This is a genomic window from Chroococcidiopsis thermalis PCC 7203, from assembly GCF_000317125.1.
Lineage (GTDB): Bacteria > Cyanobacteriota > Cyanobacteriia > Cyanobacteriales > Chroococcidiopsidaceae > Chroococcidiopsis > Chroococcidiopsis thermalis.
The window spans coordinates 2,907,211-2,922,278 of sequence record NC_019695.1; the positions used below are offsets into that span (position 1 = coordinate 2,907,211).

Annotated in this window: 13 protein-coding genes and 1 riboswitch; of the genes, 6 read left to right on the top strand and 7 right to left on the bottom strand. The window is 44.3% G+C overall.

Annotation, left to right across the window (positions count from 1 at the left end; genetic code table 11):
* Positions 1–67: 67 nt before the first annotated feature.
* From CHRO_RS12780 to thiC, 5 genes are all read right to left on the bottom strand, one after another.
* Positions 68–673, bottom strand: a complete 606-nt coding sequence (locus tag CHRO_RS12780; protein ID WP_015154624.1) for an EamA family transporter — start codon at positions 671–673, stop codon at positions 68–70.
* A gap of 82 nt (positions 674–755) precedes the next feature.
* A complete protein-coding gene (locus CHRO_RS12785; RefSeq protein ID WP_015154625.1) occupies positions 756–1,640 on the bottom strand; it encodes a succinate--CoA ligase subunit alpha in 885 nt (294 codons plus the stop codon).
* Positions 1,640–2,833: a succinate--CoA ligase subunit beta gene (locus CHRO_RS12790; RefSeq protein ID WP_015154626.1), complete on the bottom strand. Its 1,194-nt coding sequence runs from the start codon at positions 2,831–2,833 to the stop codon at positions 1,640–1,642. The genes CHRO_RS12785 and CHRO_RS12790 overlap by 1 nt, the downstream gene beginning before the upstream one ends.
* A 128-nt stretch (positions 2,834–2,961) precedes the next feature.
* Complete coding sequence (locus CHRO_RS12795; RefSeq protein WP_015154627.1) at positions 2,962–3,879, bottom strand: SDR family NAD(P)-dependent oxidoreductase; 918 nt, start codon at positions 3,877–3,879, stop codon at positions 2,962–2,964.
* A 270-nt stretch (positions 3,880–4,149) separates the two neighbouring features.
* Positions 4,150–5,520 (bottom strand): phosphomethylpyrimidine synthase, encoded by a 1,371-nt coding sequence (gene thiC, locus CHRO_RS12800; protein ID WP_015154628.1) that lies wholly within the window; start codon positions 5,518–5,520, stop codon positions 4,150–4,152.
* Positions 5,521–5,527: 7 nt separating this feature from the next.
* A riboswitch (TPP riboswitch) is annotated at positions 5,528–5,623 on the bottom strand.
* 198 nt (positions 5,624–5,821) lie between these two features.
* Between thiC and CHRO_RS12805 the strand changes: the two genes are divergently transcribed.
* The gene (locus CHRO_RS12805) at positions 5,822–6,550 is read left to right on the top strand and encodes a pentapeptide repeat-containing protein (protein WP_015154629.1); all 729 of its coding nucleotides are present in this window, start codon (positions 5,822–5,824) and stop codon (positions 6,548–6,550) included.
* Between the two features lie 82 nt (positions 6,551–6,632).
* Here the strand turns inward: CHRO_RS12805 and lipB are convergent, their stop codons facing one another.
* On the bottom strand, positions 6,633–7,358 hold the full coding sequence (lipB, locus tag CHRO_RS12810) for a lipoyl(octanoyl) transferase LipB (RefSeq protein ID WP_015154630.1): 726 nt from the start codon (positions 7,356–7,358) through the stop codon (positions 6,633–6,635).
* Here lipB and CHRO_RS12815 point away from each other — a divergent pair.
* The 3 genes from CHRO_RS12815 (at position 7,357) to CHRO_RS12825 (ending at position 9,216) form a co-directional block, all read left to right on the top strand.
* Positions 7,357–7,635 carry a hypothetical protein gene (locus tag CHRO_RS12815; RefSeq protein ID WP_041462462.1) on the top strand — a complete coding sequence of 93 codons (279 nt, stop codon included), beginning with the start codon at positions 7,357–7,359 and terminating at the stop codon, positions 7,633–7,635. The two genes, lipB and CHRO_RS12815, sit on opposite strands and share 2 nt — an antisense overlap.
* A gap of 245 nt (positions 7,636–7,880) precedes the next feature.
* Positions 7,881–8,522 (top strand): ribosome hibernation-promoting factor, HPF/YfiA family, encoded by a 642-nt coding sequence (hpf, locus tag CHRO_RS12820; RefSeq protein WP_015154632.1) that lies wholly within the window; start codon positions 7,881–7,883, stop codon positions 8,520–8,522.
* Positions 8,523–8,613: 91 nt separating this feature from the next.
* On the top strand, positions 8,614–9,216 hold the full coding sequence (locus CHRO_RS12825) for a tetratricopeptide repeat protein (protein WP_015154633.1): 603 nt from the start codon (positions 8,614–8,616) through the stop codon (positions 9,214–9,216).
* Positions 9,217–9,299: 83 nt separating this feature from the next.
* Here CHRO_RS12825 and CHRO_RS12830 read toward each other — a convergent pair whose 3' ends face one another.
* The gene (locus CHRO_RS12830) at positions 9,300–12,140 is read right to left on the bottom strand and encodes an ATP-binding protein (RefSeq protein ID WP_015154634.1); all 2,841 of its coding nucleotides are present in this window, start codon (positions 12,138–12,140) and stop codon (positions 9,300–9,302) included.
* 113 nt (positions 12,141–12,253) lie between these two features.
* Between CHRO_RS12830 and CHRO_RS12835 the strand changes: the two genes are divergently transcribed.
* Both CHRO_RS12835 and CHRO_RS12840 read left to right on the top strand, forming a co-directional pair.
* Positions 12,254–13,570, top strand: a complete 1,317-nt coding sequence (locus CHRO_RS12835; RefSeq protein ID WP_015154635.1) for an FAD-binding oxidoreductase — start codon at positions 12,254–12,256, stop codon at positions 13,568–13,570.
* 78 nt (positions 13,571–13,648) lie between these two features.
* On the top strand, positions 13,649–15,034 hold the full coding sequence (locus CHRO_RS12840; RefSeq protein WP_015154636.1) for a (Fe-S)-binding protein: 1,386 nt from the start codon (positions 13,649–13,651) through the stop codon (positions 15,032–15,034).
* Positions 15,035–15,068: the final 34 nt, after the last annotated feature.

Genomic DNA, 15,068 nt, shown 5'->3' on the forward strand with positions numbered 1-15,068 from the left:
GGATTGAGTACCTAAAAGTTCTATCTCAATCACTGTAAGACTTTTAAGTTTCGCACCGGAAACTAGTCTAAACTCCAGTTCCTAGCAAACAGGTCAGAAAAACCACATTTATCGATTTTGGCGCAATGTTTTGCTGAGCAAATGCATTAAACCAAAGTGTATAAATTGCGATCGAACCAGCAGCACCTAATGCCAAAAGGTAGCCTGCTAGAGTTGCCCAAGAGACAGCGCGATCGGTAGATAGAGGCAGCACGATCGCACTGGCTCCAGCCATAGCCAGCAGCATTCCAAAGCCTTCATTTCGTTTAACGTGTAAGCGCACAACATATTTGTAGGCAATAATAAACAAGGGTGAGGTTGTGAATAATAATGTCACTTCTCCCACAGGTGCTAGCTGAAATGCCGTCGTGCCTAAGACATAACCTCCAATAGCTGGCAAACTCAGCCACCAGATCGTTGAAGTGCGAAGGGAGCGAATCAGATCGTGTCGGACACTCGGCGCTAGAAAAAGGATCGGCAGCATTGCAACAGTGGCAACCAGAAAGCGACCTGCCAAAACTGCAAAAGCAGACCATCCTGGAAGCCAGCGGACAAATACACCTACCATACCCCAAGTAGCTGCGGCACATAGAGCCGCCATTAAGCCTTGGGTGTTTAGTGTGGGTTGAGTCATCTAGATTTCATATCCTTGACTTTTCCCTGTTCTCTATTCATCAAAGATTTCGAGTCAATTCGGAAGTATCAAACTGCATCTTTTATTTTTTCTTTAATGCCTTTTTCACCAATTCAGCAATTTGCGAGGGGCGTTCTGCAACTGGAACTTTTGCCGCTTTGAAAGCTTCTAACTTGCTTTTTGCCGTACCGACATTATCTCCTCTGCCAACCACGGCTGCTAGCGTCCCAGTATGCCCCCAGTGTTTGCCAGCTGGCGCATGACAACCAGCAATGTAGGCTATAACTGGTTTATCGATCGCCTCGGCAATGTAACGCGCCGCAGCTTCTTCGCTATTTCCCCCAGGTTCCCCGACTAAAACGATCGCTTCTGTAGTATCGTCTTCATCGAAAATTTGCAGCCATTGTAGAAAAGAAGAACCAATAATTGCATCACTGCCAATACTGACAGCAATTGACTGCCCTAACCCGGCTTTAGTCAATCCCAAGGCAATTTCGTAAGTCAGAGTCGTGCTGCGACTGACAATACCAATCGAACCTGGAGTATAAAATTCACTGGCATGGGTTCCCAAAAGTAATTTGCCAGGAATGATAATACCCGGACTGTTTGGTCCTACAATTATGGTTTCGTTTGCCTCTGCTTTACGCAACAAGCGCACCATATCCAAAGGAGGTACGCCAGCAGAGATGATAATAATTTGTTTTATCCCAGAAGCGATCGCCTCTAACGCAGCATCTAAAGCTTGATAGGGAGGGACGAAAATAATCGTCGTATCGATCGCCCCAACTGCCGCTACTGCCTGTTCGACCAAATCGAACACGGGTAAATCGTCAATAGATGTCGTTTGACCAGGACTAACTGCGGCAACAATCTGCGTCCCGTAGGCTTGCATACGAGCAATGTAGGGCGACCAGAGCGATGCTGTCATGCCCTGAATTAAAACTTTACTATCAGGCTTTAATTTCATCACTCACTTCTTTTAGGCAACGAACTTTTCGCAACACGGACGGCTTGGGCGATCGCTTCGTCTAAATCTTCCATTGAAGAGACTTGTACCGCATCTAGCTTTGCTTTGGCATCTGCTAAATCCGTTCCTGCCAAGCGCACGACTAGTTTAGGGTATTGGGCATGAGAACGAGTTTTGTGCGTCTTATTGTCGTGCTGTTGTACGAAAGTCGCGATCGCCTCAGCCACTTCTACAGTTGTCGGCACGCTACAAAGAATATTAACTAAGATCGCGTGGATAGATTTATCTTGAGCGATCAATTCTAGACCTTGGACGACGCGATCGCAAAAATTCAACCCCCCATTTGCGCCAATTCTTCCATGTCCCACATTTAAGCAAACAGATGGTTTGCGGTGACTGGCTGTGGCGATCAAATCTAAAGTTGCCATCAATAACCCCGCGCCATTGCCCAAAATTGCAATATTTCCCGACTTATCTACCTCATTCCACTTGCCAACTTGAGCGACTGATGGATAACCGTTAGGACGGCTAGCTTTTTTTTCTGCCATCATCAAAATATCGGGATGGCGGGCGATCGCTTGGTCGTTGACAGTAACTTTACCATCCAATGCCATTAACTCCCCAGTCGAACTGACCCCTAAAGGATTGATTTCGATCAAATCCAAATCTTTCTGCACGAATAAACCGTACATTTTTTCCACGATAGCGCTGACCGATGCCAGTGCATCTCCCTGCAAGCCCATTTTGACTGCTAATCGGCGGGCATAAAAGGGTGAAAAATCTCGTTCGACTATGACTTGTTGTAAAGCTTCTGGATTGGATTCAACATCGACTCCCCCTTGCGTAGAACCCAGAAGCAACGGACGGCGAGCAACTGCATCGATAACTATGGCTAGGTAAAACTCGCGATCGGAGTTGTATTTTGCCTCCGCTAGTAAAACTTCAGGAAATTCCCCTAAAATAGGTAAATTAAAAATTGTTTGCGCCGCAGCGATCGCGTCGATCGTGTTCGTGACGATCTTTACTCCCCCAGCTTTTCCCCTACCTCCCGTCCGCACTTGCGATTTGAGTACTACTGGATAGGGAATCTTCAACCCCTTCAAATCGCGAGGACGATCGATTCTTTGGGAAGGTAAAACTGGAATACCAATCTCGCGAAACCATTCTTTAGCTTGATACTCTAGTAGATCCATTTTTTGATGGTAATAGGTAATAGGTAATGGGTAATGGGTCAGGAGGGATTAGGATTTAGCACTAAGGGATTAGGGTAGCGATCGAGAACTACCAACTACCAACTACCAATTACCAATTACCAATTCATTTATACTTCATCCTTCAAGCCTAAACGATGCTTTTGCCAATCTTGCGCTACGAGGTTAATGCCATAAAATCGTTGCCAAAAGCGATCGACAACTTTAGTTGATAAAACTTTCGTCATCATAAACACCAAAAAATTTCCCCCTGTTGCTGCAATATAGCGCGGGCGGGGATGAGAATCTGTCAGTGCTTTAACAATTGCTTCTGCAACTCGTTCGGCACTCCAAGCACGGCTACTCGTGTGTTTCTCTAAATCTTTTAATTTTTCAAAAGCAGCGCGATAGGGGGTGCGTTCGGGAGTGGCTACGGTTGATTCTACAGCTTGGGCGGCGGCGGCAAAAAAATCCGTGCTGACTGGACCTGGTTCGATGACGCTGACTTTAATATTGAATGGTGCTAGTTCCATGCGCAAAGCATCGCTGAGTCCTTCGAGGGCAAATTTTGAACCACTATACAAACCGCCAAACGGGAAAGCCATCCTACCACCCAGCGAACTAATATTGATAATTCTGCCACCACCGCGATCGCGCATCAGCGGAATTAAGCTGCGGATCAGCGCTAAGGGTGCTAGCACGTTGATTTGAAATTGTCTGGCAGCAGCTTCGTGGGGAATGAGTTCTATGGGTCCCATCTGTCCGTAGCCAGCATTATTAACTAAAGCATCAACGCGACCGAATTTTGCGATCGCGGCTTGGGCTAGGGCTTCAACTTGGTCAGTCTGTGCTAAATCTGTGGGAACGATGAGAACTTCTGCCCCTAATTGCCGACAGTGACTAGCGACCTTTTCCAACTTGTCTGCATCTCTAGCTGCCAAGACTAAGCGAATCGTCTTAAATCGTTCTGCTAAAATTTTTGCCAGTGCTGCCCCAATGCCAGTAGAAGCACCAGTAATTAATACAACTTGTTCGGATAAAGAAAGCATTTTTAGTCAATTTAACGAGCAACAATTAGGGCGAGACAGACAATCCTACCCTATGTTCTGCAAAGATTTTAAAGCGACGAGGGCAAACTTGTCTTATATCTGAGGAGACACAATTAAGAGAGCTGAGGGGGCTGAGGGGGCTGAGGGAGCTGAAGGAGAGTCGCGAAGTTGAGGGAGCGACAACCAACAACCAACAACCAACAACCAAAAACAAATTTCCCACACCCCATACCCCACACCCTAGACCCCTTCTTCACGCACCACTCACCACTATCCTTTCACAGTTTCTCGTGCCAAGAACTTTTCTAGTTCCGTCAGCGCGTCAGCATCAACTTTTGTTTGCATCGGGCAGAATTTGGGACCGCACATCGAGCAGAATTCAGCAGTTTTATAAATATCTGCTGGCAGGGTTTCGTCGTGATATTCCTTTGCCCTGTCTGGATCGAGGGATAATTCAAACTGACGATTCCAGTCGAAATTGTAACGGGCGGTTGAAAGCTCGTCATCCCTATCTCTAGCACCGATGCGGTGTCTCGCCACGTCCGCAGCGTGGGCGGCGATTTTGTAGGCAATCAAACCATTCCGCACGTCTTCCGCATCGGGTAAGCCCAAATGTTCTTTAGGTGTGACATAGCATAACATTGCCGTACCATACCAACCTGCCATTGCTGCCCCGATCGCAGAAGTGATATGGTCGTAGCCTGGGGCAATATCCGTTACCAATGGTCCCAGCACGTAAAAAGGTGCTTCCGAACACTCTTCCATCTGCTTGCGGACGTTAAATTCAATTTGATCCATCGGGACGTGTCCTGGTCCTTCTACCATGACTTGGACATCGTGTTCCCAGGCTTTACGAGTCAGTTGTCCCAAAGTTTTTAATTCTGCTAACTGTGCCTCGTCGGATGCATCGTGGAGACAGCCAGGGCGTAGAGAGTCACCTAAACTAAAGGACACGTCGTATTTCTTAAAAATCTCGATAATGTCGCGCAAGTGCGTGTACAGCGGATTTTGTTTGTGATGGTGCAACATCCACCGCGCTAAAATACCTCCACCACGGGAGACAATTCCGGTAATTCGGTTTTTGACTAATGGCAAATGCTCGATTAAAATCCCAGCATGAATTGTCATATAGTCTACACCTTGCTGGGCGTGTTTCTCGATGATGTGGAGAAAATCTTCCGCAGTGAGCTTTTCAATACTACCGTGGACGCTTTCTAAAGCTTGATAGACTGGTACAGTGCCAATTGGCACCGGAGAAGCGTTAATAATTGCAGTGCGAATTTCATCTAAGTTACCGCCGCCTGTGGATAAGTCCATGACGGTATCGGCTCCATATTTTACCGCTAGATTGAGCTTGGCAACTTCTTCATCTAGGTTGGAAGAGTTGGGCGAAGCACCAAGATTAGCATTCACCTTACATTTGGAGGCGATGCCAATACACATCGGTTCCAAATTGGGATGATTGATATTGGCAGGGATAATCATGCGTCCCCGCGCTACTTCATCTCGAATCAACTCCACGGGTAAATTCTCCCGTCGGGCGACATGATGCATTTCTTCGGTTATTACACCTTTACGAGCAAAGTGCATTTGAGACACGTTATCTTGCCCGCGACGCTTCGCGATCCATTCTGTACGCATTTCGAGTTCCTCGCATAAACAGCTTCCCTCCGCTGGTATTACCCAGTCTCAGGTTCTAAGGGACTGTCTCAGCCTGGTTTCCCAGACACCCCTAGCTATGGTTGTCGATTGTATCACTTCTACCCAGCCGCAGTTTGTTAATTTTTGAGTTAATTAATTTTTTCTATGTATGCAAGCTAAATGATTGTTGGAGTAAGGCGAAAGCTCGTAAAAATAAGATTTGGCGGGAAAAATATACTGTCTATTTCCGAAAAGATTAGACTAAAAATTAATAACCGATCGCTTCAGGATTTTATACGCGATGTTAGCTCCTATACTAAGTTTACTGGCTTACGCGAACGATCCACCGATCGCACCCTACAATCCCAGCATCCGATCGAGCGATCGCAGCGTTCAATTAGTTAAGCAACAAAATAGCGCGATCGAACAGTTACTATCTACTAATGAATGTGAAGGATGTAACCTAGAAAATGCCGAGCTTCAAGGTGCAAATTTGAGGGGTGCAAAACTGAGAGGTGCAAATATGAGAAATGCCGATCTTAGTTATGCCAACTTAGAAAATGCTGACTTAGAAAATACAAATTTAGAAAATGCTAATTTAGCAAGTAGCAATCTTCGAGGTGCGAAATTAGAAAATTCTTACCTGAGATCTGTCGATTTAGACAATGCTAACTTGAATAATGCCAACTTAGAAAAAGTAAACCTGGAAAATGCCAATCTAGAGGGTAGCAGTCTTCGAGGTGCAAAACTAGATACTGCTTATCTCAGGGGCGTTAATTTTCGAGATGCCGATTTGCAACTCGCAATATTAGAAAATGCTAATCTTCAAGATGCTAATTTTCAACGGGCGATTCTCCGAGATGCTGTACTAGATGATGCTTATTTGGGAAATACAAACTTAAGAAATGCCGATTTACGAAATGCTTCTCTACAAGATGCAAATTTGCAAGGGGCAAAATTAGTAGGAACTAATCTGCGCGGTGCAGATCTTAAAGGTGTTTATTTACCTGATGGTATGAGAAATGATTAGGTGATTGGGAGTTACCCAATTGAAGATTCAGATCTCGATCCCCCCAACCCCCCTTAAAAAGGGGGGCATTGTTCCCCCCTTCTCAAGGCAGGCTAGGGGGAATCTTTGAGGATCTATCGTTTTTAACCAAACTGTATCGATCTATATCTTCTTCCAATCCTTTTTGCTCTACTAAATCTACTTCAAATACCTCTGCAAACGATCGCGCAACTTGCAATTTCACCTGCTCTAGTTGAATATCTGGTATCCATTGAGCTAAACTACCCACGGGTTTATCGGCAATCCCGCAGGGGACAATTTTACTGAAACCTGCCATATCGGGACAGACATTTAAAGCAAAACCATGCATTGTCACCCAGCGACTGACTTTAATCCCGATCGCTGCGACTTTATATCCTTCCAACCATACCCCAGTTAAACCAGGGACGCGATCGCCCTGCAACCCGTACACTGCTAATACGCGAATTAAGACTTCTTCTAGCTGCCGCAAATACCAGTGCAAATCTTTGTGGTGGAATTGCAGATTTAAAATCGGGTAGCCTACCAGTTGACCGGGACAGTGATAAGTTACCTCTCCACCTCTTTCTATCCTATATACTTTTTCTGCACTTTTGTCAAGGTCGAATTGCAGAAAATCTAAACTAGCTCCGTGTCCTAAAGTGTAGACTGGCGGGTGTTCTAGCAAAATTAAGACATCAGGTAAATCGGGATCTTGGCGGCGCTGTTGCAACAGATGTTTTTGCCAATTCCAAGCCTCAGCATAACAGACGAGTCCGTAATTATAAAGATAGCATTGATGGCGTTTCATGGAGATGATTACAAGCGATCGCAAAAAAGTTCAAGCGTATTTTTTACCAAATTTTATTGCATTTGCGATTGACTACATCAAGAAATGTCAAGGAATGCGAAGGATATTAAAAAGAACTAAAACCTCTCTGTTTTCCAGAATACAAAGTGCTAACTTGAAAGTAGAAACACAAACACAGCAGGGAGGAAGGCTTTACCACCACGCCAGACTCGATGTGAAAGTCGAGGTTCTACTAGGAAAAATCCCAGATCGCCCTCCAACTGGGAAATACCTGTAGTTTATCAGCAGGAACAAACCCTTTTCGTCAGGAAGTGCGACTGGTAAATTTTCATCGCAAAATAGCGAAGTTGATAAACTAAAGCGTGGTGAAATGGTGACAAAAAGCGCACCAATCGATTGATTTCTGGAGTACTTAAAACACCAGAATTCGGGCTTTTAGTAAGTAGACACTGACAGCAAATTGTTGCTGCTTTGTATTTAACCTAACACAAATTTGGTTCGTATCCATCGGGAGAATTAAATATGAAGCTTGTGATCCATGGCAAAAACATCGAAATCACCGATGCCATTCGCGAGTACGTGAATCAGAAAATAGAAAAGGCAGTCAATCATTTTCAAACTCTAACCACTGAAGTAGATGTTCATTTGTCAGTAGCCCGCAATCCCAGGATCAACCCAAAACAAGCAGCGGAAGTCACAATTTACGCCAACGGAACTGTAATTCGGGCAGAGGAAAGTAGCGAGAACTTATACGCCAGCATCGATCTAGTCGCCGATAAAATTGCCCGACAGCTACGCAAGTATAAAGAAAAATTGCAAGACAAGAAAACTCAGCCAAAAACTAGCTTAGAGGCAGTAGAACCACCTGTTGTTAATGATTTGATTGGCGATCGCACTCCCGAATTACCTAGCGAAGTCGTCCGCACGAAATACTTCGCCATGCCACCAATGACACTGAATGAAGCCCTAGAACAACTACAACTCGTCGATCACGATTTTTATATGTTCCGCAATGCCGAAACTGGAGAAATAAACGTCATTTACGAACGCAATCATGGTGGATATGGCGTAATTCAACCCCGCAACGGCAACGGACACACGCACGGTAATGCTAAGAACGGTAAAGCCCAAACTTCGGTAGAAAAGCCACAGGTTTCTAAGTAACAACAAGTAGAGACGTTACGTGTAACGTCTCTACACTGATAACTGTCTAAGCCTACAATGGAATTGGCGAGAAGTTGCTAGGAAGGTAGCGATGAGAGTACCACAGGCTTTCTTGACAAAATTCCGAGCTGCATTTGTCGGTGTCAGCATACTGATGCTAGGGATGCAACCTAGTTATGCTATAGAAACGTTACCAAGGCAAATCAAACCGCAAGAAAACCTACAGGTAGCAGCAACGCACAACAATCGAGGTGTAGAGTTAGCCGAACAGGGAAAATTCTCAGAAGCGATCGCGGCTTTCAATCAAGCAATTGAAATTTATCCTCAGTACGAAAACGCTCACAATAATTTAGGGCTTGCTTTTGGCAATCAGCAACAGTACATCCAAGCAGAAAACGCCTTCAAACATGCTCTTGCCATCAATCCGCGTAATTTTGAAACCTACAATAATTTAGGAATCGCCCTCGGTAGTCAAGGCAAATTTGCAGAAGCGATCGCTGCTTTTCGACAAGCAATTCAACTCAAACCCAACGATCCAACCTCTTACCAAAATCTCGGTGTAGCATTTTGGAGTCAAGGAAATTTGCCCGAAGCACAAGCATCTTTGCATAAAGCCAAAGATCTCTACTCCACACAAAACAACTCAACAGGCATAAGTTATGTAGAGCAGATTTTGCAACAGATGGAAAAGTAATGGGTAGTTGGTGAGTGGCTAGTGGCTAGTGGCTAGATTCAATTTCAGTAACTAGTCACTAGCGACTAGTTACCGATAACTGATTATATTGGCAGAGTCACAACAAAAGTCGTTCCTATTCCAACTTCACTGGTGACGCTAATTTCGCCGCTGTGCAAGTCTACACACTGTTTGACAATAGACATTCCCAAGCCTGTACCAGAGATATTTTCTACGTTACTACCACGATGAAAAGAATGGAAGAGTTGTTCTATGTCTTGAGCCGGAATACCAATTCCTCGATCGCGGATGGAGAAAGTAGCTTTTCTGGCTTCAATAGATAAGCTTAAATCGATGTCACCGCCTTTAGGCGAGTATTTAATTGCATTGGAAAGTAAGTTACTCAAAATATAACGGAGCAATTTTTCATCGACATTAGCAGTTATCGGTTGTGCTTGACTGGTAAAAATAATTGAGTGTTTGCTACTAGCACTCATCCGCATTTCTTCTACTAAGTCATGGCAAAATTGTTCTAAGGGTACTGGTGTGGGATTGAATTCGAGTTTTTCGGCTTCAGCTTTACCAATCAGTAAAACATCATCTAACAATTGTGTCATGCGTTTGGTAGCAATTTGAATTCGATCGAGATACATGCGTTTTTTATCTTCTGAAGCGCGATCGCCAAATTGTTCGAGTAGCTTAGCTGACATTAGAATTGTTGTTAGCGGAGTCCGAAATTCGTGAGATGCTGTAGTAATAAATCGCGATTTCAGTTCTACTAACTGTTTCTCTTTTTCTAAAGCGTAAATCATCTCAGCTTCGGCTAACTTTCGTTCTGTGATATTGCGAAATATACCACGGGTAGCGATTGGCTTACCATTGATAATTTTACAATTAATACTACCTGCAACCCAAACTTTCTCACCTTGTTTAGTTATAAATGCCGTTTCTATTTCCGAAATCTGTTTTCCTGACATGACTTCCCGAAAAGTTTTCTGGCAATGCTCTAAATTATCGGGATGAATAACATCAAAAATTCTCAAACGAGAAATTTCATCTTCACTATAATCTAAAGTTTCTTTCCAGGCTCGATTTACATATACTAAATGACCGTCTGGTGTAACACTTTGAATTAGATCGCTAGCATTTTCAAATAAATCTCTATAGCGTTCTTCACTCTCTCGGAGAGCCGCATCAGCTTGCTGACGCTCGTTAATTTCACGCTCTAATTTTCGATTAGTTCGCAATAGTTCTTTGGTACGCTCTTGGACTCTTTGTTGTAGAGATTCGTTTGCTGCCTGCACTTCTTGAAACTTTTCATTTAAAGCCACCGTCATGAACTGAAAATTTCCAATCAACGAATTAATTTCTACTACCTGACTAGTAGGAAACTGCATCAAGTTCTTTTCTGGCAATTGAGAGGATAAATCTGTAGTTACAGTAGCTAACTGGGTTAATGGATTTGCTAATTTACGGCTGAGTAGTATGCCGCCAATTAAAACAATCAATACCGTAACTAGCATGAAAGTAAGGTCGTTAATATAAGTTTGCTGTAGGTGGTCGATATAAGGTGCAGCCGGAATTTCTAAAATCAGTTTCCATTGAGAACGATCGTTCAGCGGCTGTTCTTTAACATATAGAGAGCGTCGCCAGCGTACCATCGCCGGAAGTTTGCCTTTAGGTGGTAACCATAGGTATGTATTTTCAAAATATATATTTCCACTGGCTGTCTTTTGACTCAGCGATCGCATTTCTCCCCCACGCAGGCGATCGAAATTTTGCATCAGTTGTAATTTAGAATCGCTACTGGCAACGATCTGATTATGAGAGTCGAGAAGAATAATTTGGTGAACTCTGTGAGAAAGCTGCGATCGCAAAAAGTTCTCTAAATAGGAGAGGTTGAGGTGAGCGTATACTACACCAGATAAGCGATTGTTAGTTAGTATCGGTACGCCAATATCGATTTGGGGAATTCGTTCATTCGGATGGATGTGGACGTTGCCTATAGTGGGTTTGAGACTAGTTTCGATCTGCTTTAAAGTCTTTATGTGCTGTGCATCTAATGTACCAGGTGAAGTTAAGGCTGGATCGATTTGGGGTGCAGAGGCAACAATAGTATCGGTAGCATTAATAACTTGTAATAGAATTAATTCGGGATAAACTTGCTGTAGCAACTCCAGGCTGTGCTGTAATTGCGTTGAAGGCGCGTTAGCGGTCGTATTATTAGTAGCTAATTGACCGAGTTGAGATAAAACATTTAAATATTCGCGCTGGCGATCTGCCAAACCAGCTATCACCTCTTGAGCAGTATCTTTAAGTTCAACTTGAATTGTGTTGTGGATCTGTTGGGAAACCAAATTGCAATCTAAAACAACTAAAATTAGTGCAGGTAAAAAACAGGAAGTCGCACAAAGAGATAACAAAACCTGTCGCATGGATGGAGTATGCCTGACTTGGGCACGACTCACCCATCTAGAAATAGGTAAGTAATTAATTGCCAAGCTAGCGATAATAGAGTTAAAAATGCCATTGACAGACTGTTTCAACACCACTAACCAAGTTTGAGCCGAATCGACGTGTAACAAGCGGGAATAAAACAGCCACACCAACGGGATACCCAACACCAGCCAGTAAATGACATCTAATAGCACCAAACTTTGTCTTTGGTTGCGCCACAGTAAACCAATAAATAATGCTTCGCCAATCAAAACGATCGCGGCGTAGGGATGATTCCAGAGAAAGAAAGTGTGTACGGAGGCGATCGCTGCGGCAATTGTTCCCCAGCGAATACCGAAAAAGCGCACTACTAATAAAACAGAAATACTACCAAACAAAAAATCTACGCCAAAAAAGAGCGGCAAGCTGAAATAATTACCTGCATACCCTGCCAATAGCAAAATCGCCATTGGCAACCACGAGCGTCTAGGAATTGGGGGTAGTAACATGGTTAACTTTTAGTTACTGCGGCTTTTTAGCATCGCCTCGTAGAGATTACGAGCAAAACCACTGTTGTTAGATTAGTCCAGTTCCGAAATTTTCAGGATGAGTAAAATTACTGATGAAAGCGATCGCGACCCAACTTGCAGCTATTGTCAGCCCAGAATCTGTCTTGGAATGGGAAGATATAGATGCGATGCGACAAGAACACATCCAGGGGGCGATCGCCTCCAATATCGCACCTAGCTGCATTGTCTATCCCCAAACGCCAGCCGAACTAGCAGCAGTCATGGCATATACCGACAGCAACAACTGGCGAATTTTAGTCTATGGCAGCGGTACAAAACTCAGCTGGGGAGGACTGGCAAAAAATATCCAAGTGCTTGTCAGTACCGCACGCCTAAACCGACTCATCCAACACGCTGTCGGAGATTTAACCGTAACTGTAGAAGCGGGGATGAAATTTGCCGATCTACAAGCAGTGTTAGCCCCTACAGGACAATTTCTTGCCCTCGACCCCACCGCACCAGAATCAGCTACAATCGGGGGCATTGTCGCCACGGCTGATACCAATTCACTCCGACAACGTTACGGCGGCGTGCGCGATCAACTACTAGGTATTTCCTTTGTCCGTGCTGATGGAGAAATTGCCAAAGCTGGGGGACGAGTCGTGAAAAACGTCGCTGGCTACGACTTAATGAAGCTATTTACAGGTTCTTACGGCACGCTAGGCGCGATCGCCCAGGTAACACTACGGGTTTACCCCCTACCACCCGCATCCGGGACGGTGACGCTGACAGGCACGGCTGAGGCGATCGCCCAAGCGACATCTAAAATCAGGAGTTCGGCGTTAACTCCCACCCAAGCCGACCTGCTATCTTCTCATCTAGTCACTACCATAGGAATAGGTCAAGGACTAGGATTAATGGTTCGCTTTCAAAGCCTGAGTGCTAGCGTCCGAGAACAAACCGCACGGCTAGTAGAAATGGGACAACAATTGGGATTGCAAAGCACCACCTACTCAGATGCGGACGAAGCTGACTTATGGCAACAATTACAAGTACAAATACGTTCTCCTCAACCAATGCAAGCAGTTACTTGCAAAATAGGAGTATTACCAGCAACTGCTGTTGCAACTTTGCTCTATTTAGATCGGGTTGCTCCAGAATCGGCGATCGGTACAATCCATGTTGGTAGCGGTTTGGGAGTGATCAGATTTGACAACACTAGTGTCAAGGCAAACACGGTTTTAAGTATGAGAACTCACTGCCAAAATCAAGGAGGTTATTTGTCTGTTTTAGAAGCCCCAGCAGTATTTAAGCAGCAGCTTGATGTCTGGGGTTATCGAGGCAATGCTTTAGATTTAATGCGACGCATAAAACAACAGTTCGATCCAAAAAATGTTTTGAGTCCGCAAAGGTTTGTCGGCGAGATTTAATAAACATTAGTTAATTGTTGATAGTTAATTGTCGATCGCTATCAACCATCAACTATCAACTATCAACCATCAACCACTATGCAAACTTCAGAAAATCCTTTAAATAATCATTTAATAGATCCAGAAACGGGGTCGATTAAGAATTTAAAAGGGTTCGATTCACAACATCCCCCCGATCCGAAACTCATCGATACCTGCGTTCACTGCGGCTTTTGCCTATCTACTTGTCCTAGTTATCGCGTCATTGGCAAAGAGATGGATTCGCCTAGAGGTAGAATCTACCTGATGGACGCAATTAACGAAGGCGAAATTGCTCTCAATACCGCTACAGTAGAACACTTTGATTCTTGTTTGGGATGCCTTGCTTGCGTCACCACTTGTCCTTCAGGGGTGCAGTATGACAAATTAATTTCTGCCACTCGTCCCCAAGTAGAACGCAACTATCCTCGTAGTTTAGGCGATCGCCTCTACAGAAAGCTTATTTTCTCCTTCTTCCCCTATCCCCATCGCCTGCGGTGGATGCTAGTGCCTTTATTTTTGTATCAATTGTTAGGCGTGCAAAAACTCGTCCGCGCTACCAAAATCTTGAAATACATTTCTCCTAGATTGGCGGCGATGGAATCAATCTTACCCAAAATTACGCTGAAATCTTTTCGGGACGATTTGCCTACGATAATTCCAGCACAGGGAGAAAAGCGCTATCGGGTAGGAGTAATTTTAGGTTGCGTCCAACGGCTATTTTTCTCTCCCATTAATGAAGCTACTGTCAGGGTATTAACAGCAAATGGCTGTGAAGTCGTCATCCCCAAATCTCAAGGCTGCTGTGCGGCGCTACCGCATCACCAGGGACAAGAAGAACAGGCGAAAGCACTAGCCAGACAGATGATAGATGCTTTTGCCGATACAGGCGTAGATGCGGTCATTATTAACGCTGCTGGCTGCGGTCATACTTTGAAAGAGTACGGACACTTATTGCAAGACGATCCAGAATATCGGGAAAAAGCACAAGCATTTGCAGCCAATGTCAAGGACGTACAAGAGTTTCTCGCTACTGTCGGCTTAACGACAAAACTTTCACCCCTATCTGAAAAACCTTTAACTCTGGTTTATCAGGATGCTTGTCATTTATTGCACGGGCAAAAAATTAGCGTCCAACCCCGTCAGTTGTTGCGACAAATCCCAGGAGTGCAGTTGCGCGAACCAATCGACGCAGCTTTGTGTTGTGGCAGCGCTGGAGTTTACAATATGTTGCAACCAGATGTTGCCGATGAATTAGGTCAGCAAAAAGTCCAAAATTTATTAAATACAGGTGCGAATTTGATTGCATCTGCCAATCCTGGTTGTACGCTGCAAATAAGCAAGCATTTGAAATTACAAGAGAAAAAGATTTCGGTCATGCATCCGATAGAATTGTTAGATTTGGCAATCCGGGGAATACAGTTATCAGTGACCAGTAACCAGTGACCAGTGCATTTGTAGGGGCGGGTTTGTCGATTCG